This is a genomic window from Aeribacillus sp. FSL K6-2833, from assembly GCF_037965815.1.
Lineage (GTDB): Bacteria > Bacillota > Bacilli > Bacillales > Aeribacillaceae > Aeribacillus > Aeribacillus composti.
This window is the reverse complement of record NZ_CP150189.1, coordinates 3,734,775-3,754,300: the sequence shown is the minus strand read 5'-3', so window position 1 is coordinate 3,754,300 and position 19,526 is coordinate 3,734,775. Positions and strand designations below refer to the sequence as shown.

The following is a 19,526-nucleotide window of genomic DNA, read 5'->3' as shown; positions in this document are numbered from 1 at the left end:
TATGGAGAAAGATAAAATTTTTGAACCTGTCAGACAATCGTATTTACCATATGGAAGGCAATGGATTGATGAAGATGATATTGAAGCTGTTATAGAAGTACTGAAAGGAAGCTATTTAACAACGGGTCCATATCTTGCAAAGTTTGAACAAGCTGTTGCAGAATATGTTGGAGCCAAATATGCTGTTGCTTTTTCGAATGGAACGGCGGCATTACATGGAGCTTGCTTTGCAGCCGGAATAGGCAATGGAGATGAAGTCATTACGACACCAATGACTTTTGCTGCTAGTGCGAACTGTGTGATTTATCAAGGCGGGACACCTATTTTTTCTGATATCGATGAAAAAACATATAATATAGACCCTAATAAAATTGAGGAAAAGATTTCTGATAAAACGAAAGCAATTATTCCGGTTGATTTTACAGGTCAACCTGCTGAATTGGATGGAATATTAGAAATTGCGAAAAAACATAACCTTGTAGTGATTGAGGATGCTGCACATGCCTTAGGGGCTGTATATAAAGGGAAAAAGGTTGGTTCCATTAGTGATATGACGATGTTTAGCTTTCATCCAGTAAAACATATTACTACAGGTGAAGGCGGAATTATTACGACAAACAATAGAGAATACTATGATAAATTACTGCAATTCCGCTCACACGGGATTACACGTGAGAAAGATAAACTAAACGAATTTCATGGTCCTTGGTATTATGAGATGCAGTTTTTAGGATATAATTATCGCATGACGGATATTCAAGCTGCTTTAGGGACAAGTCAGTTGAAGAAGGTTGATAAGTTTGTTGAACTTCGTCGAAAATATGTTGCAATGTATAATGAAGCATTCAAAGATATAGATGAAATTATAACTCCATTCCAACATGAAGATGGACAATCAAGCTGGCATTTATATATTATTCGATTAAAATTAGATAAATTAACAGCGTCAAGGCGCGAAATTTTTGAAGCGCTGCAACAGCAAAATATTGGTGTCAATGTTCATTATATTCCTGTCCATTTACAACCTTATTATCAACAATTGGGTTACAAAAAAGGGATTTGTCCGAATGCTGAAAAATTATATGAAGAAATGATTACATTACCTCTATTCCCTGCAATGAGTGAAAAAGATGTTCATGATGTAATCAAAGCAGTGAAAAGAACGATAGACTATTATAAGAAGTAAGAAGGTGGAAAAATGAAAGTTGCTGCTATTATCCAAGCTCGTATGGGTTCTACGAGACTTCCGGGGAAAATATTAAAAAAAGTATTAGACAAAACATTACTTGAATATCAAATTGAACGAGTAAAAAGAGCAAAAAGTATTGATGAAATCATTATCGCCACAACTACGAAAGAAAGTGATGACCAAATTGTTCAACTTTGTCAGCAACTTTCAATACCTTATTATCGAGGATCAGAGGAAGATGTGCTGTCTCGTTATTTTGAAGCTGCTACACAATTTAATGCAGATGTCATTGTTCGATTAACATCAGACTGCCCAATTATAGACCCAAATGTTATTGATAAGATTGTAACACATTATTTGGAAAATAAAGATCGATACGATTACGTTTCAAACACATTAACTCGCACATATCCAAGAGGACTGGATACAGAAGTGATGTCATATAAAGCGTTAAAAAGAGCTCACGAAGAAGCTAAAGAGTTAATGTATCGTGAGCATGTAACTGCCTATATATATCATCATCCTGATCAATTTAGATTTTTTAGTGTGTCAAATGTAAAGGATGAAAGTAAACATAGATGGACAGTAGATACAGAGGAAGATTTCCACTTAATTAAAAACATATTAGAAGTGTTATATCCGACTAAGCCATTATTTACATTTGAAGATGTTATTCAAATTTTGCGATCAAAGCCTGAGTGGGTGCAGATTAATGCACATATTGAACAAAAGAAACTATAGGTTGTGTTTTTAAAAATGAATGTACTATTTAGGACTGACTCATCGCTAACAATTGGAACTGGGCATGTGATGAGATGTTTAACATTGGCAAATCAACTAAAAAAACAAGTTAATGCCAATGTTTCTTTTATATGCAGAGATCTTGAAGGCAATTTAATTAATTTTATTAAAGACAATGGTTTTCGCGTTTTAGTTCTCCCAAAAATTCAAATAAATAAGGCTGACCATCTTGCCATTTTTCAATGGTATGAAAAAAATTGGAAACAAGATGTATATGAAACTCAATTCTTGTTTAAAAAATATAATTTTTCAATAGATTTATTAGTTGTCGATCATTATGGATTGGATAGTAAATGGGAAAGCAAGATAAAGCCTTTTTCAAAAAAAATAATGGTGATCGATGATTTGGCAAATCGGAAGCATGTTTGTGATTTTCTCCTTGATCAAAACTGGTATTTAAATTATCAAGATAGATATAAAAATTTAGTTCCTCCTGAATGTAAACAATTATTAGGACCCAATTATGTGTTGTTAAGGGAAGAATTTATCGAAGCTTCTCGTCAGAAACGCATTCGTGATGGGAAAATTCATAACATCCTTGTTTTCTTTGGCGGAACAGATCCTACAAATGAAACGATCAAGACACTGAATGCATTGGCTTTATTAGAAAATAACATAAAAGTAAATGTTGTTGTAGGTTCATCTAATAGAAGAAAACATGAAATTCGAGAATATTGTGATCGATATCTCAACTTCTTTTTTCATTGTCAAGTGTCAAACATGGCAGAATTGATGAATGAAGCAGATTTAGCAATCGGAGCTGGCGGAACAACAACATGGGAGAGATGTTATTTAGGGCTTCCATCCATTACAATTATTGTAGCGGATAATCAAATAGAGTTAACGGATTCTGTTAGCAAGTTTGGTGCGACCATTAATCTTGGATGTAGTCATGAAGTTACGTCTGATCAAATATTTGAGGCTGTAAAGGATTTAATCGAGCATCCTAAAAAAGCTCAATTACTATCTGAACGTGCTTCTAAACTTGTCAATCACAAAATTGTAAATACTTATCCAGTTGTTAAGGTAATTATGGAGGAACTAAAATGAACTTATTAGAACGTACAAGACTAGAAGATATGAACTCCTCACATTTAGAAATGGTTTTAAATTGGCGAAATCAGGAACATATTCGATCAGTAATGTTTCATGATCGGGTTATTTCGCTAGAAGAACATAGAAAATGGTTTGACAGAGTTAAAAAAGACAAACGAACCATTGTAAAGATTTTTTACTTAGAAAATGTTCCAGTTGGGGTTGTGAATTTTACTAATATAGATTTGGAAAATGGCAAATGTTCTTGGGGATTTTATGTTGGTGATCAAAGTGCGCCAAAAGGTTCAGGAACTTTAATGGGATACTTAGCCTTAAATTTTGTATTTGAAGAGTTAAACATCCGTAAATTATGTGCCGAGATAATCAGCTTCAATGAAAGAAGCATTCGTTATCATCAGCGGTTAGGTTTTAGAACAGAAGGTGTTTTGAGAGAACACGTCCTTAAAAATAACCAATATGCAGATGTGATATTAATGGCTTTATTTAATAAAGAATGGAAAGAACAAAAAAGTAAAATAAAACATATGATTGAAGGAATGAGAGTATGAACGAAATTATTGTTGAAGGAAGAAAGATTGGACCAAATCATAAACCATTTATTATCGCAGAAATGTCTGGGAATCATAATCAATCCTTAGAACGTGCTTTAGCGATTGTTGAGGCAGCTTCCAAGGCTGGAGCACATGCGTTAAAGATTCAAACATATACAGCGGATACAATGACATTAAATTTGGAAAATCCGGAATTTAAAATTGAAGATAGCGATAGTTTATGGAAGGGACATACGTTATATCAGCTATACCAACAAGCCTATACTCCTTGGGAGTGGCACAAACCTATTTTTGATCGTGCTCGAGAATTAGGGATGATTCCTTTTAGCACCCCTTTCGATGAAACAGCAGTAGACTTTTTAGAAGAATTAGATGTACCGATGTATAAGATTGCATCTTTTGAAAATACCGATATTCCACTCATTAAAAAAGTCGCTTCAACAGGGAAACCAATGATCATTTCAACAGGAATGGCAACGGTAGCCGAATTAGATGAAACGGTAAGAGCAGCGAGAGAAGCAGGTTGTAAGGATCTAGTTCTTTTAAAATGTACAAGCACCTATCCAGCTTCTCCTGAAAATACAAATATACTAACCATTCCGCACATGAGAGAATTATTTAACTGTCAAGTGGGCTTATCGGATCATACCATGGGAGTTGGAGTAGCAGTTGCCAGTGTTGCGTTGGGAGCAACCGTCATTGAAAAGCACTTTACCCTTTCAAGAGCTGATGGCGGGGTAGATGCTGCATTTTCAATGGAGCCTGATGAAATGAAAGCATTAGTAGAAGAAACTGAAAGAGCATGGCAGGCATTAGGGGAAGTAAAATATGGACCAACGGAGAAAGAAAAGGCGTCGCTAAAATTTAGAAGATCGATTTATGTAGCAAAGGATATAAAAGCTGGGGAAAAATTCACGAAAGAAAATATTAGAGTTATTAGACCGGGATATGGTTTAGAGCCTAAATATTTTGAAAAAATTATTGGCTTAACAGCTAATAAAGATTTAAAAGCTGGAACTCCATTATCGTTTGATTTACTTTTTAAAGAATAGGTTAAATTCTTTTGTAATTGATAAACGCAATTAAGGAATGATCTAGTACAACAACATTGGCTAGAATTTCTTTTTATCTTAAATGCTATTTCTTGGTTCTTTTATTTTAGATTTATCTCACAAGATACTCAGTTGATTAAGTAATTCTGATTATTTGTATTTATTGAACTATAAGCGACTAAACGTATTTTATGAATAGGGGATCTTTGAATTAAATGAAGGAACAAATAATAAATATTATTTTAAGGGGTCTTACGTTATTTGCTAAATTTATTGTTGTTTTTCTGTTTGCTAGATTCCTAAACGAGATGGAGTTGGGTGAATATAGTTTAATTGTATCTTTTATTACAATAAATATATATATTATAGGTTTTGAGTATTATACAAATGTAACTAGACTTTATATAAGATTCTCGAAAATAAAGTTAAAGAGTAAACTTTTATTAAATCAATTATATTTTCATGTTTTTATGTTCTTTTTAAGTAGTATTATTCTATGGGTAATAGTTGAAATTGATATTATAGATAAAAAATATTTTATTTATTTGTGGATACTCTTATTTTTTGAATTTGTCAGTCAAGAAATTGCTAGAATACTAATTAATATTTCAAAATCAATCTTATCCAATTTAGTAGTTTTTATTAAAAATGGACTATGGGTTTATTTAATAATTCCTGTGTTTTTAATATCTCCTGATATTTTAAATGTTAGGAGCATACTAATATTCTGGATTATCCATAGTTTTCTTAGTGTGTTAATTGGTCTAATTTTTATTAGAAAACAATTCATTTTTCGTACTTTGAAAAAAAACCCCAGCTATAGAATTATAATTTATGGTATAAAAAGGAGTATTCCTTTTTTTCTCAGTACAATTTCATATGTATTTTCTATAAACATTGATAAGTTTTTTTTGAAATTTTTTTATGGGAATAGTATTGTAGGAATTTATTCTTTTTATTTTAGTATTATTAATGCTATTTATTCCTTTATATTTGCAGGATCAATTTCTATTTTTTTACCAAATATTATAAGATATTATAATGAGAAAAACTTATATAAATTTGAGGCGACATTGAGGAAAATGAACTTTAATTCTATTTTAATTTTAGTTATAACTTCCTTGTTTTCATTATTATTTCTTGATTGGGTTATCTTTTTTGTAAAAAAAGAAACATTTCATGATTACAAATTTATATTAGTAATACTATTAATTGGTTTGACATTCAACATAATTTCCCAAGTCTATCATTATAGATTATATGTGGGAAATTATGATAATTATTTAATGAGAGCTAGTTTTTTTTCATTAACTATAATTATTTTATCAAATCTAATTAGTGTACCGTTTTTCTCTATTTATGGATCAGCTTTTTCATATTTGTTAGGAATGTTAAGTTTATTAATTTTAAAAATGGGATACTATAAAAAAATTTCGGGTGAATTTGCATGAATATTTGTTTTATAACTTGTTTTTATAAAACTGAACTTTTTTTTGAAATTTCAAAAGAAATTAAATCCAATAAAAAAATTTATTGGATAACTCCAAGTTATAAATGGTATAACTGGTTGTTAAAAAAGGGGATAAAACCGGAAGAAATTCTTTTAATTACTAAAGATAAAGTTAGAAACAATAAAAGAAGCTTATTAACAGTTGAAAATAATTCTTATGGTTTAAATTTAACTAGTATTGCTTTAATGGATAGAATATTAAGAAGTATGAATGGCGATTACTCTATTAATTATCTTACTTCATTGGGAGATTTAATAAAATCGTTTATAATAGATAAAGATATTGATGTAGTATTTGGAGAAGCAACGGCTGCTCATGAAATTTTAACGTCAGTGATATGTGATATATTGGGAAAATATTTTTTTAATCCATTTACTGTTAGGATTCCTAGTAATAGATTTGTGTTTTTTAAAGGTCCTTTTCAGTCAGAAATTTATCAGTTTAAAAAAAGTCGGATGCATAAAACCGATATGAATAAAATTATAAACGAAATTATTGACTCTGTAGTTATATATAATAAAAAGCCTGATTATTATTATATCAATAATCAGATTCCTAGGTTTAATTTTTCCCTAATTAAAACTATAATAGTTAAGTTATTTGAATCCTTAATCGAAGCAAAATATGATCAGTCTGTAAAATCGTTAAAGTATCAATTACTTATTGAAAAAAAATATTTGAGGCCATTGAGATATAAAATAAATATTTTAAAATCTGTTTTTCAAAATGCTGACTATAACCGGGACTATGCACTTTATACACTTCATAAACAGCCTGAAGCTTCGATTGATGTTTTAGGATATAGGCACAGCAATCAACTTGAGTTAATAAGAGAAATTGCTCTAAATTTGCCGGATAATGTAAAATTGTATGTAAAAGAACATTCTAATAGTTTAGGTGAAAGAAGTTTATATTTTTATAGAAAATTAACAAAAATTCCTAATGTAGTATTAATAAATCCATTTGAAGATACAAGAAAGTTAATAGAGAATAGTTTATTAGTATTAACTGTTTCAGGAACAGTAGCCTTAGAAGCTGGGATAATTGGAAAAAAAGCTGTAACATTTTCTAAAATGTTTTTTAATGAATTAAATAATGTATTCTATATTAATGATCCTATGGACATAAAAAAAATATTATATTGTAACAAAAAGAATGATAAGAAAAGTCCAGAAGATTATTATCGATATATAATTCAAAATTCCTTTGAAGGAACAATTTCAGACACAATAAGTACACCCCAAGTACTTGATAGAGAGAATGTAAAAAAAATAGCATTTGGATTTAATTCTTTAATAGATGACTTGAAGGTGTGATATTGGTAAATGAACTATATCTCTCCACGTTGGCTTATTATGTTATCATTTGTCATTTGGATCTTATTTAATCTTGTTTCACCAATACAATATATTATTCAACCTGATAACAAAGCAATTTTATTTTTGTTTTTTTGTTTTGTTTCTTTTTTTATTGGAACATTTTATACTCACTTATTTTTTTCAAAAAAAGTAGGAAAAGATACTAGAAATACTACTAATTTTAACAACAATAAATATATAAAATTTATCAGGATAGTTAATTGGATTGGCCTTATAGGTCTAGTTTTCAGATTTTATGATTTATTTTTTATTAGAGAATTTCTGTCTTATGGTTCAATTTCTGCCTATCGATTATACGGTAATACTAATGAGATTTCTGTAATTGGAATAGCGTCTTCGTTTCTTTATCCCTTTTCAATTATTGCATTGGTTGTTTCAATTCATATAAATGGTATAAATTTAAAAGATAAAATGTTCATATTTGTAAATACATTTTTGTTTATTGTATATATTTATTTACTTGGAGGGAGAACCAGTTTATCATTATTAGCTGGAATGGTACTTATATCGTTTATAATAAAGAAAGAAAAATTGTCACTTATATTTAATTTAAAAAGGATATTATTAATTATATCTGTATTTTTATTGTTTTTTCTTTATTCTAGTATATTATTACATAACAGGCTTGAAGAAATGGGGTTTACTATTTATGATCATTTAAATTATATGCAAAATGAGAGACATTTTATTGTAAAAGGTTGGTTTGCTGATATTTACTCAGATAATATGCTTGTTAATAGTTTAAAATACACTTTTATTAGTTTAGTACACTATCTTCTACATGGATATTATCAGTTTTTTCTTTTATTCGAATATTTTGATGTTAATAATTTAGGTTATGGTTCATATCAATTCTATCCTATTTTTAAATTTGCAAAATTTTTGGGGTTTGATATTCCAGATTTTGATGAACTTTTGGATAATTTAGAATCACAAGGAGTATATACAACTTTTTTTGGTCCACTGTATACTGATTTTGGATTTGGAACTTTAACATTTCTATTAATGTTTATATTTGGTTTTTTTTGTCAATTAACATATAAAAAAGCTATAAACGGAAAATTATCTAATATATTAATTTACAGTTATCTAGGTACAGTATTAGTTCATAGTTCATTTATAAATATGATTCAATCAGGAATGGGGCTATATGTTTTTATATCAATTCTTTTATCTGTTTTATTGTTGAAGCTTTTATAAATTGCAATATTAAATGCAACGATTGATAAAATTCAAGCTAAACCATTTTGAAGAAACTACTTAAGTGTGGTTGGTTATTCAATAGGAAACTTTATATGGAGTGGAGATGAGCCTTAATATGTGAGCCAGCTTTCTGTGTAGCTGGCTTCTTGGCTGGAAAGTCATGCGTGCAGAGCCTTAAATGTCAGGTTGCATGAGGCTTACTTTAAGATAATGGAGTAAGCTCTACCTGAAAGTATTTTCAGAGGTTTGAAGTCTACAATCTTTCTTGATCATATGATAGTCGTATTTGAGATGAATGAGATCGTTTTTCTTTAAGGAAATAAAACTCCCGTATTTGTCCATTACAGATGAGAATAAAGTAAATCCCTGTATTTTCTCTAGGAAAAGAAAGATTTTAGGGGTTAATCTTTCAGTTCAGTTAGTGTCAGAAAGGTCTTGTCTTTACTTTTTTTACCGATAACCGTATTGATTTCCCAATGGTAAAATTCTTTTTTTAGGCTGTTCAGCTTCTAACAGATCGTTTTTCAATGAGCTTCGACAGTTTTTTTTAAAAGCATTGTCTTAGGTATTGAAACGCCTGGTCGTCGCTTTTTACGAATAAGTCCAAGATCAATATAGTTATGTAGCGTCTTTGTGCAAACAAGATCATTTCCGATTTTTTTATTATTTTATGTATCCATTGACAGCATATGGTGATAAATTATCATTATTTCCTACATTTTGTCTTAGGAAACTAGATAAATTTAATAGCTGTATTTATTTTTCTTACCTTAGGATTTTCGATTTTCTTCATATCGAACTTATCTTTTTCTGGAAAATAGGTTTCGAAAAAGTTCTGTCCGGTTTTATTTTAGGTTACCGTCCAATGTTTCAGTCCACGTAAGATGAAAATTTGCGACATCAATCTATGACCACAACTATCGTTTTACACAGATTTTTTATTCAACACTTAGTAAAGTCTATTCAATAGCTGCGATTTAAATGGTGTTTATTTGTTTAGAAATCAGAAAATCAACTTAGGTTGTGCTTTGTCGACTTAATCATAACACGGCTTAATCCTATGGATTTCATTTTTATTGTTGTATTTATACAACTAGAAGAAACTTTTAATAAGGATGATAAAAAGTGGTTGATAAGATTTTATTTATATCAGATTCACATGGGACTGATTACGGAGTGAAATCTTTTGTTTCTATAATTTGTGAAAATTTAGTAGATAAAAAAATAAAAAAGATATGTTATGGAGGAAAACCGCTAGATTACTTTATTGAAAAGATATTATCATTAAATAGGGATGAGAAATTTGATTTTGTAATTTTACAAATTGGTAATCCTGATGTTCATCCTAGAATGCCCCATAAAATTTTGAAATATTTTAGAAATAAAGGTTTAAAATTTTGTAGAGATTCTTTATTTTCTATTCCTCCTTCTTTTAATTTAAGCTATATACTAAGGCTTCCTTTTTTCTTTTTTAGATTAATATTGATTCGATTTTATAGGGAATATTATAATTCAATTAATGAAATTCAAGATAAATTAACTTTTTTAGTTGAACAACTAGAGAAAATTGCGGATAGGATAATAATAATGCCGTTATTTAAAGTTAATCACCATTTGTACGGAGAATATCATAATAAAAATGTAGAAATAATAAATGATTTTTTAAGAAAGAGTTATCCGGATTACATTTTTTTAAGTAAAAATCTAGATTATTCAGTATATAAAAAATATTATAACTTAGATGGTTTTCATTTTAGGAAAAATTTTCATATTAAATTATCAGAGGAATTAATTAAAGTTATTAAATAATGTTATTAATTACAAATTATTGCTTAATAGAGGAGCATTCCTGTTAGAAGCTTTTTCGGGAACTTGCATAAAAAGAGCCCTTGTACTCAAAATCACAAAATTAATCAAGTCACCGAAAAAACGCTGGAGTCGGCATGGATATTGCAAAACGCAAACATTACGCCTGCTTTGTCGATGATCGCGGCCGAATCCTGCAAAAGACTTTCCCGGTTGCACAATCCAACAAAGCTTTGAAGGGTTTTACCAGTGCATCCTGTCAGCTATGAAAGAATTCGGCAAAACCGAAGTCATCATCGGAATTGAGCCAACAGGCCATTATTGGCTCAATCTGGCCTATTTCCTGGATGAAAGAGGGATCCCTCGTAAACAGACCTATCGCTACATCCATATTTAACCAGTAGCGACCGCGGATCGTACCCATTAACTGTAAGAGAATCGCATATTTATAAAATTATGTTAGTGATCGTGTCGAAAATATTTTTTGACACCCCTAAAACGGTCAAACCGTTGATAAATCAATATTTATAGAGGGAAGAGAAATATCAAACTTGATAGAAAATAAGGAATTCGTATCGGAATATCGGAAATAGTAACATATATACAGTAGAGTTATTTAAATGCATATCTTGGACATCAAAAAAGTTATTTTTTCTTTGTTTTGTTGCTTAATTAAATCAAGTTTAGCTGAGCCTCTAGTGATTATGATTCCATTGAAAAGAAGTAAGGTCAGATACATAAACTTGGCACTACCACGAATGTTATTATACTCCTTCCGATATGAAAGTAGGTCCACTTTCGTCGAAAATTTATGATAATAGGGTCAGTTGTCTTTGTTCTTGCTTTGGAACTCATGATGTTTTTCATCAAGTTAAACTGTGTATGCGATATCGGTTATACCAGATATCACATGTTTATTGCATCTTTTCTGCCTTAATTATTGTTCTATTTCTTATCGAGAACATAAACTGAAAAGCTCTCATTGTAAATTTTGCTTCTAAATCGGTTAGAAATAGGTAACCAAGAGAAACCAGTAACCAATAATTTATAGGTAATCAATTATACTTATTAAAATAGGAAAAAGTTTTCCTTTTTTTATTATTGTTAATAACTTTGAGCCGATTATAATATTCGGTCATATTGCTTTATTTTTCTTTAAACTAAATTAAAATTTTGATTTTAAATAATCTTGAATAAGGATTGAGGGAGTTTTATGTCAAAAAGAGTAGCAATCCTCCACGACTGGTTAGTTATCTATGCAGGAGCTGAAAAAGTATTGGAACAATTACTCAAGATTTATCCTGATGCTGATTTGTTTAGCCTTGTAGACTTTATAGATAAAGATCAGAGAGGTTTTATTTTAAATAAACAGGTTACTACCTCTTTTATTCAAAAGTTGCCGTTTGCTCGAAGAAAGTATCGCAGCTATCTTCCTTTCATGCCGTTGGCTATTGAGCAATTGGATGTATCGAAATACGATATTGTCATTTCTAGTTCACATGCAGTTGCGAAGGGTGTTATTACCGGCCCTGACCAACTGCATATTTCTTATGTTCATTCGCCAATCCGCTACGCATGGGATTTGCAACATCAATATTTAAAAGAAGCGGGATTAGACCGAGGAATGAAAGGCTGGATCGCGAAGACAATCCTTCATTACATAAGAAATTGGGATTATCGTACGTCCAATGGAGTTGATTATTTTGTGGCCAATTCAAAATTTATCGCCAGAAGAATTTGGAAAGTGTATCGAAGGAAAGCGGATGTTATCTATCCACCGGTAGATGTGTCCGCTTTTACTTTCCACGATCAAAAAGAAGATTTTTATCTTACAGCCTCTCGAATGGTTCCATATAAGAAAATCGACTTAATCGTTGAAGCTTTCTCACAGATGCCAGATAAAAAATTAGTCGTTATAGGTGACGGACCGGATTTTCATAAAATTAAGGCAAAGGCTGCTTCTAATGTGAAGTTGCTCGGATACCAGCCTTTTGAAGTTTTAAGAGACCATATGCAGCGGGCAAAAGCGTTTGTATTTGCCGCAGAAGAAGATTTCGGAATCACACCTGTTGAGGCGCAAGCTTGTGGTACTCCAGTTATTGCCTATGGGAAAGGTGGAGCATTAGAAACGATTCGCGGATATGGACAAACTGAGAATCCAACAGGTTTATTTTTTGAAGAACAGACAATAAAATCGTTAGTTGATTCTATTAAATCATTTGAGAATATTTCAGGTGATATTAAATACGAAGATTGTCGTGAAAATGCGTTGTGTTTTTCCCCAGAAAGATTTAGAAAAGAGTTTGAAGACTATGTAAATAGTAAGCTTGAAAATATGTAGATAAAAAATTAGGAGGTTTCCGATGAAGCTTGTATTACTTTCTGGTGGTTCCGGCAAACGCCTTTGGCCTTTATCTAATGACGCGCGTTCAAAGCAATTTTTAAAAGTGTTAGAAAATCAAAACAGCGAACTGCAGTCGATGGTTCAGCGTGTATGGGGTCAGTTAGGAAATGTCGACCTAGCTGATTCCGCTGTGATTGCTACAAGCAAATCCCAAGTCGATATGATTCATAGCCAATTAGGTCAAGATGTACCGATTATTATTGAACCGATGAGGCGCGATACGTTCCCAGCGATCGCTCTAGCATCGGTTTATTTGTATAGTGTAGAAGGAATCGATTTAAATGAAGTTGTCGCCGTCTTGCCTGTCGATCCTTATGTGGAGGATCGCTTTTTTCATCGAGTAAAAGATTTAGAAGAAACCGTACTCGCAAGTGGGACTGATTTGGCGTTAATCGGTGTCGAGCCAACGTATCCGTCTGCAAAGTACGGTTATATTGTTCCAGCTTCCAAATCTAGTGATAGCAATTATTTAAGAGTAAGTCATTTTACAGAGAAGCCAACTGAAAAAAAAGCAGCGGAATTAATTAAACAAGGCGCACTTTGGAACTGCGGCGTGTTTGCTTTTAAACTCGACTATATTATTTCTTTGCTGCAAGAAAAGGGATTTCCAACTCAATATGATGGGCTATTAAAGCAGTATGATAAGTTGCCGAAAATTAGCTTTGACTATGAGGTCGTGGAAAAGACAGAACATATTGTTGTGTTTCCATATGATGGCTATTGGAAAGACCTTGGTACGTGGAATACATTAACGGAAGAGATGGCAACAAACCAAATTGGTAAAGGTGTTATTAGCGCTGATTGTGAAAATACCCACCTCATTAACGAGCTAGACATTCCTGTGACAGTATTAGGAGTATCAAATGCTATTATTGCGTCAAGTCCTGATGGGATTTTAGTTGCAGATAAGGCAAAAAGCCCAAAAATTAAAGAGTTAGTGAACGATTTTGATCAGCGTCCAATGTACGAAGAACGCCGCTGGGGCTGGTATCGAGTATTAGATTATACGAAGTTTGAAGATGGAAGAGAAGTATTAACAAAACGAATTGGTGTTACCGCAGGGAAAAACTTAAGCTATCAAATGCATTATCACCGCAGTGAAGTGTGGACCATCATTAAAGGTGAAGGGGAATTTGCTTTTAACGGGGAAATTCGCCGTGTGAAGCCGGGGGATGTGCTTGAAATTCCTGTCGGTGCGAAACATGGAATTAAAGCGATTACTGATTTAGAATTTATCGAAGTGCAAACAGGAACGGAGTTAATTGAAGAAGATATTGTTCGTATTTATATGACATGGGAAGAAGTAGGAGCAAATTGCTTCTCTGTGAGTAAATAATGGTTTGTGCTGCTGGAAGGATGTGTTTCTTCTAGCAGCGAGTTTTTTCTATGAAAATGCGCGCTTGGAGCGGCTATTTTCATGCCGGGTGGAGAGCAAGCAAAGCACGTTCATGGAGCTTTTATTAGAATATTTTAAAGACAGCAAAGTTTTTTTATACTGTTTGCAACTTTTCAAAAAAATGCGTCTAATTCTGAGAGAAATTTGAAAAGATTGAAATTCGAAGGATTGGGTATCATTAATGGGGAACATATTTCTAAGCAAATTCAACTTCGTCAACTAAATGGGATGGCATCAGCGGAAAAGGTAAGGAGGACAAGCCACCCAGTAACAAGGGCGGCTTGTAAGTTTCATTTTTGTTGATTTATCCGAAAAATGCATTGACGATGAGTAACGTAACCAAAGACGCTGCCCATGCCAGTGTGGTTGGAATAGACCATGTCAAAATTTGTTCTTTCACTTCTTTTATTCCTAACATGCGGTTAATGACCCAGAACAAGCTATCGTTAAAATACGAGAAGATCATTGCCCCTAAGGCGGCTGCCTGTGCAGCCAATGCCATATTGACATTCAATTGTTGCAAAATAGGCGCTGAGATGGAGGCGGCGGTAATCATGGCCACGGTTCCGCTGCCTTGAATCAGCCTCACAATCGTTGCGATGATGAAAGGGATTAAGATGGCTGGGAGATGTAATTGCGCAACTTGTTGGGCAATATACTCTCCGCTTCCACTCTCCCTTAGGACGTTCCCGAGCGCCCCACCGGCACCGGTGACGAGGAGGATGATTCCGGACGTTTTGATTCCTTCCTCCATGTGGTCAAGCGCTTCAGAGCGCTTCACATGGTGATATAATCCGTATATGGAGAAGATCAGTCCGATTCCAACTGCAATAATGGGCGAGCCAAGAAATGTGATGTAGTCGTAAATTCCTCCCTTTAATTTGAGGGCGGTGACGGTTGTATTCGCAAAGATTAATATAATCGGAACGAAAATAGGAAGCACCGATCGTGTTAGTGAAGGTAAGTCTTTCTTTTCCTTAGATTCAAGAAATTCCTGAACCGTGATCGGATTAACCGGTCGTACATAACCTAAGCCTGTTTCATCAGGGATTTGATATATTTTCTTTCCAAGCCATTTGGCATATAGGACGCCTACAACGGTAACGGGGATGGCAAAAACTAATCCCCACGCAATCATCAATCCGACGTCAACTCCAAAAATTCCCGCAACACCTAATGGACCGGGTGTTGGCGGCACTGCATGGTGGGTGGCGACGAGCCCGGCTCCGAGTGCTACGCCAATGGTGAGAATCGATTTTCCGGTTTTTTTAGAAAGGGCTTTCACAAGCGGCGTTAAAATCACAAAGGCTGAGTCCACAAAGATCGGGATGGAAACGATATACCCTGTGATCGCCATGGCCCATTCTTCTTTTCGTTTTCCGACCCATTTTACAAGAGTATATGCCATTTTTTCAGCAGCACCGGATACTTCTAAAATGCGTCCCATCATCACTCCGAATCCAATCACGATTCCTATAGATCCTAAAGTGGATCCGAATCCTGCAGTGATCGCGTTGATGACGTCGGGAGCAGACATGCCCCCAACCAGTCCAGTAATGGAAGCTGCTATGATCAGAGCCAAAAATGCATGAATTTTCGTCTTAAGTACTAGGAAAATGAGGATCGCTACCCCTAATACAAGCCCGAATATCATTTGGACGCCCGATGCTTCCAACGCTTATACCCCCTTTTTATTCCCCTTTTGTTGTCTAGATCATAGAAGAGTTATGCCCATGAAGGCTGAAATTTTGGCGCATATTTTGCTGCAATTGTAATGGCTTCTTCCATACTTACGCTGCTTGCAATTCCCTTTCCGGCAATATCGAAGGCTGTTCCGTGGTCGACAGATGTGCGCAAAAATGGAAGACCGTTTGTAATCGAAATCGTTCTTTCAAAATCCGCCATCTTCCCGGCAATATGACCTTGATCATGGTAAAGGGATAGTACAGCATCATAACGCCCATTTAGTGCGTGATGAAAAACAGAGTCAGCAGGGACTGGCCCAACGGCGTTAATCCCTTTTTCTTGAGCCATTTGAATGCCTGGGAGAATCTCATCGATTTCTTCCCTTCCAAACAGCCCGTTTTCTCCGCCGTGTGGGTTTAATGCTGCAACGGCGATTTTGCGATTTTCCACTCCTAGGCGTTGCAATGCTTGATCACAACGAATTAAATAGTCGCAAACCCTCTCTTTTGTCATTGCGGCGATGGCGTCTTTTAGGGACAGGTGTCTCGTTAAAAAGAAAATTCTCATGTTTCTTACTTCAAACATCGTCAGTGGATCATGGGTGTTGGTCAATGCGGCTAATATTTCTGTATGTCCGATAAAAGGAACGTTTGCCGCTTTCAACGATTCTTTATTGATTGGTGTCGTGGCTAAAGCTGACACTTTTCCGTTAAGGGCTAGATGGACAGCTGTTTCAATATATTCATAAGATGCCTTTCCGCATTGTGCCTGAACTTTCCCCATTTCAAGGGTGTCTATGTTTACGTTGTTTAATGAGATAACATCTATTATTCCATGTTCGTATTTTCCATCTGAAGGATCTTTAATTTCACGGATGTTCAGCGAGATACTTGTAAAATTCATAGCCTTTTTCAATACTTCACTATGACCAATAACAAGGGGTGAGCAAACTTCATATATTTTTGGCTTATTCAAGGCTTTAACTGTGATCTCTGGTCCGATTCCTGCCGGATCTCCCATTGGAATTGCGATAATCGGTTTAGTTTGTGCTGACATGTTTTCCACTCCTTTGGTGATTGATTTTCATTTGCAAAAACCGTAAACTTTTATAAATGGACCGTTGGTCGCCAACCATGCCTCCCTTTGTGACGACAGGGAGTCCGTCCAAGTATCCTCCCGAGAAGTATCCGAATGATGTCAATGGGAGAACTTCGTCTTCAATTTCAATGCCATTTGCTCTTCCTACGGCGCAAAGGGATGCGGTTACATCGCCGCCGCTTGTGAAGCATCCAGAAATGGGATACTTGGAACTCTCGATAATTTTCCTGCTAATTACGGCAAGTCCGTCTGTTATTCTTTTAGCTAGTGCATCTTCAGATACTTGCTCTATATATGATAACGCTTTCAAATTGATCAGTTTATTCGCTGGGTGGTACGTAGTCACAATTAAGATGTTTTCTGTTTCTAATCTTTTTAGGCCAATGGATACGGCCCGTTCAACTTCTTCATTCCAGCTATTTGTGAAACTCGCTAATTTTTCTGGATTTACGTATACCGGGTTAGCGTTTGTTTTAGCTAAGAGATAATGAAGTTGTCGGCCGGTTAAAGAGGTCACACTTCCGATGACGATTAATATTTTTTGCGTGTTGAGTTCTTGATGTAAGTATAATCTTACATAGTAAGCGGTTAAGGGACCTGGATCGACGGGAACAATGATTTTATCTTTAATCTTTGTCATCGCAAGGGCAATTGTTTCGATATGTTCATCGTTTACTGCATCAACCACGATGATTCGGTTTCCCTGTTCGATTTCTTCCCGTAATTTATTGGTGATTCTCCCGACGCCGGAAAGAACGGCATCCAGCCCTATCAATGAGACTGAATGGATGCTTTGTTGTCGAATGATGTCTGGGACAAACGACTGATTGACGGGCATAAGAGGATCTTTGGCTACGTCGGTTTCCTGGACAGGTACACCATCAACGAGCAAATATCCCCCGGTTGTTATTCTTCCCGAGTCGGGAAAAGAAGGGACGACGATGGCGATAGAATGTTCGCCAAGTTCATTTAAAACGGTATCAATTTCGATCCCAATATTACCACGGATGGTGCTGTCAATTCTCTTGCAAAATATCTTCACATTCCATTGTTTGAGGTTTTTGATTGCCTGGCGTACGCGATTTTCCGCAATCTCCCTAGAAGCGTATCGGCTATCGGTATCAATACAAATAGCATCGTAGTTTTCTATATTTGTCAAAGGTGCGTTTCTGACGAAGGTAGCTGTTTTGAATCCTTGTTTGGCCAATCTGACTCCTGTTGCATTAGCGCCGGTCAGATCATCTGCAATTACTCCTATTCTCATAAGTATTGTTCCCCCTCCCTGTCTATCAAAATCGTTTATATCGCTGCCGATGGATCACCCCCTTATTTTTGTTTATCACCAAGCAGGACAGTAAGGGGTTTTTCATATGACGTTGATTTTTAGTTGAAGTTGGGACTGCTTATACTCATTCTCATTCAATAGGGCGTACAACAATCACGTTTACATGTTCACTATATTTACACTGGTCTTCTTGGCTTAATCCCGTGTCTGTAATAATCCCTTCCAACTCTGAAAGTTGGCAAACGAGAGAAAAAGCCTTTTGGTTAAACTTGCTGGAATCGGCCAGCAACCAAGTAGATTCGGCCGCTTGCATCATCAGTTTTTTGATTAGCGATTTTTCAAAAGTGGGCGATGTTACTCCTGATGCAATATCGACAGCATGGGCCCCTAAAAAGAAAATATCTGCATGGATGTTTTTCAGTAACTCTTGGGTAGGCCAGCCATACAAAGTACCAACTTGGTTTTGCAATTCACCTCCCGTCACGATCACCTTTAATTTACTTTCCATTAATTCGGCTGCAATCTTAATGTCATTAGTAATAACAGTTAAATCTTCCCTGTCTTTAATCAACCTAGCGACTTCAATAGTGGTCGTTCCTGAATCTAAAATGACATTAGCTCCTTCTGGAATCAATTCGACTGCTTTACGGGCAATGGCTTTTTTCTGCTCGATATTTTTTTCTTTTTTCGTTGAGTAAGGTGTTTCTTGAATTAGCGATTTCGGATGAATGGCACCCCCATGTGTTCGGACGATCTTGCCCTCTCTTTCAAGAAGAGCCAAATCTCTTCTGATCGTCATTGTTGACACGTTTAATTGTTGCGACAGTTCTTCGATATCCACTTTACCTTGGGTGATCAATTGTTTTTCAATCCATCGGCGTCGTTCTTTTGGCAACATGTGTATTCATCCTTTAAAAATGTTCGATTTTAACAATTTTTTGTTAACTTTTAACGATATTTTATTTCCATTTGTTCACTTTTGTCAATAAGGGAAGTAGAAAATTTTTTTTCAATTCTAAGATGGGTTCGGTGCCTGTCTCCGCTCAAAATTTATCTAAATATTTGTAATTGAAAGGTAAATGGAAGGGTATTACAATAATGGATAAGAA

The 19,526-nt window shown here is 34.4% G+C and carries 15 protein-coding genes and 1 pseudogene; 12 read left to right on the top strand and 4 right to left on the bottom strand.

Translation table 11 applies throughout. The features are described 5' to 3' along the window. Position 1 precedes the first annotated feature (1 nt). The 12 genes and pseudogenes from pseC (at position 2) to NSQ94_RS17925 (ending at position 14,288) form a co-directional block, all read left to right on the top strand. The gene (gene pseC, locus NSQ94_RS17980; RefSeq protein WP_339193559.1) at positions 2-1,186 is read left to right on the top strand and encodes a UDP-4-amino-4,6-dideoxy-N-acetyl-beta-L-altrosamine transaminase; all 1,185 of its coding nucleotides are present in this window, start codon (positions 2-4) and stop codon (positions 1,184-1,186) included. A gap of 12 nt (positions 1,187-1,198) precedes the next feature. Further along, the gene (locus NSQ94_RS17975) at positions 1,199-1,930 is read left to right on the top strand and encodes a glycosyltransferase family protein (protein ID WP_339193558.1); all 732 of its coding nucleotides are present in this window, start codon (positions 1,199-1,201) and stop codon (positions 1,928-1,930) included. Between the two features lie 15 nt (positions 1,931-1,945). After that, a complete protein-coding gene (gene pseG, locus NSQ94_RS17970; RefSeq protein ID WP_339193557.1) occupies positions 1,946-3,040 on the top strand; it encodes a UDP-2,4-diacetamido-2,4,6-trideoxy-beta-L-altropyranose hydrolase in 1,095 nt (364 codons plus the stop codon). After that, complete coding sequence (pseH, locus tag NSQ94_RS17965) at positions 3,037-3,594, top strand: UDP-4-amino-4,6-dideoxy-N-acetyl-beta-L-altrosamine N-acetyltransferase (protein ID WP_063388977.1); 558 nt, start codon at positions 3,037-3,039, stop codon at positions 3,592-3,594. The genes pseG and pseH overlap by 4 nt, the downstream gene beginning before the upstream one ends. Then, positions 3,591-4,649: a pseudaminic acid synthase gene (pseI, locus tag NSQ94_RS17960; RefSeq protein ID WP_339193556.1), complete on the top strand. Its 1,059-nt coding sequence runs from the start codon at positions 3,591-3,593 to the stop codon at positions 4,647-4,649. The genes pseH and pseI overlap by 4 nt, the downstream gene beginning before the upstream one ends. A 215-nt stretch (positions 4,650-4,864) precedes the next feature. Then, positions 4,865-6,100: an oligosaccharide flippase family protein gene (locus tag NSQ94_RS17955; RefSeq protein ID WP_144597810.1), complete on the top strand. Its 1,236-nt coding sequence runs from the start codon at positions 4,865-4,867 to the stop codon at positions 6,098-6,100. Then, a complete protein-coding gene (locus NSQ94_RS17950) occupies positions 6,097-7,476 on the top strand; it encodes a hypothetical protein (protein ID WP_339193554.1) in 1,380 nt (459 codons plus the stop codon). The genes NSQ94_RS17955 and NSQ94_RS17950 overlap by 4 nt, the downstream gene beginning before the upstream one ends. 9 nt (positions 7,477-7,485) lie before the next feature. After that, complete coding sequence (locus NSQ94_RS17945; RefSeq protein WP_144597808.1) at positions 7,486-8,739, top strand: O-antigen polymerase; 1,254 nt, start codon at positions 7,486-7,488, stop codon at positions 8,737-8,739. 1,128 nt (positions 8,740-9,867) lie between these two features. Beyond that, entirely contained in the window at positions 9,868-10,551 is a 684-nt protein-coding gene (locus NSQ94_RS17940) for a hypothetical protein (protein ID WP_144597807.1), read from the top strand. A gap of 63 nt (positions 10,552-10,614) precedes the next feature. Next, positions 10,615-10,912: pseudogene (locus NSQ94_RS17935) on the top strand (transposase); the annotation flags it as partial. An 849-nt stretch (positions 10,913-11,761) separates the two neighbouring features. Then, complete coding sequence (locus tag NSQ94_RS17930) at positions 11,762-12,889, top strand: glycosyltransferase family 4 protein (protein ID WP_144597806.1); 1,128 nt, start codon at positions 11,762-11,764, stop codon at positions 12,887-12,889. Between the two features lie 22 nt (positions 12,890-12,911). Next, positions 12,912-14,288, top strand: coding sequence for a sugar phosphate nucleotidyltransferase (locus NSQ94_RS17925; RefSeq protein WP_339193550.1), 1,377 nt, complete (start codon positions 12,912-12,914; stop codon positions 14,286-14,288). Positions 14,289-14,652: 364 nt separating this feature from the next. Here the strand turns inward: NSQ94_RS17925 and NSQ94_RS17920 are convergent, their stop codons facing one another. The 4 genes from NSQ94_RS17920 to NSQ94_RS17905 all read right to left on the bottom strand — a co-directional run bounded on the left by NSQ94_RS17920 (position 14,653) and on the right by NSQ94_RS17905 (position 19,315). Further along, complete coding sequence (locus NSQ94_RS17920; RefSeq protein ID WP_339229768.1) at positions 14,653-16,023, bottom strand: gluconate:H+ symporter; 1,371 nt, start codon at positions 16,021-16,023, stop codon at positions 14,653-14,655. A gap of 50 nt (positions 16,024-16,073) precedes the next feature. Beyond that, a complete protein-coding gene (gene pdxA, locus NSQ94_RS17915; protein WP_339193548.1) occupies positions 16,074-17,090 on the bottom strand; it encodes a 4-hydroxythreonine-4-phosphate dehydrogenase PdxA in 1,017 nt (338 codons plus the stop codon). Continuing rightward, complete coding sequence (locus tag NSQ94_RS17910) at positions 17,074-18,396, bottom strand: four-carbon acid sugar kinase family protein (protein ID WP_339193546.1); 1,323 nt, start codon at positions 18,394-18,396, stop codon at positions 17,074-17,076. The genes pdxA and NSQ94_RS17910 overlap by 17 nt, the downstream gene beginning before the upstream one ends. Before the next feature lie 151 nt (positions 18,397-18,547). Next, the gene (locus NSQ94_RS17905; protein ID WP_339193543.1) at positions 18,548-19,315 is read right to left on the bottom strand and encodes a DeoR/GlpR family DNA-binding transcription regulator; all 768 of its coding nucleotides are present in this window, start codon (positions 19,313-19,315) and stop codon (positions 18,548-18,550) included. Positions 19,316-19,526: the final 211 nt, after the last annotated feature.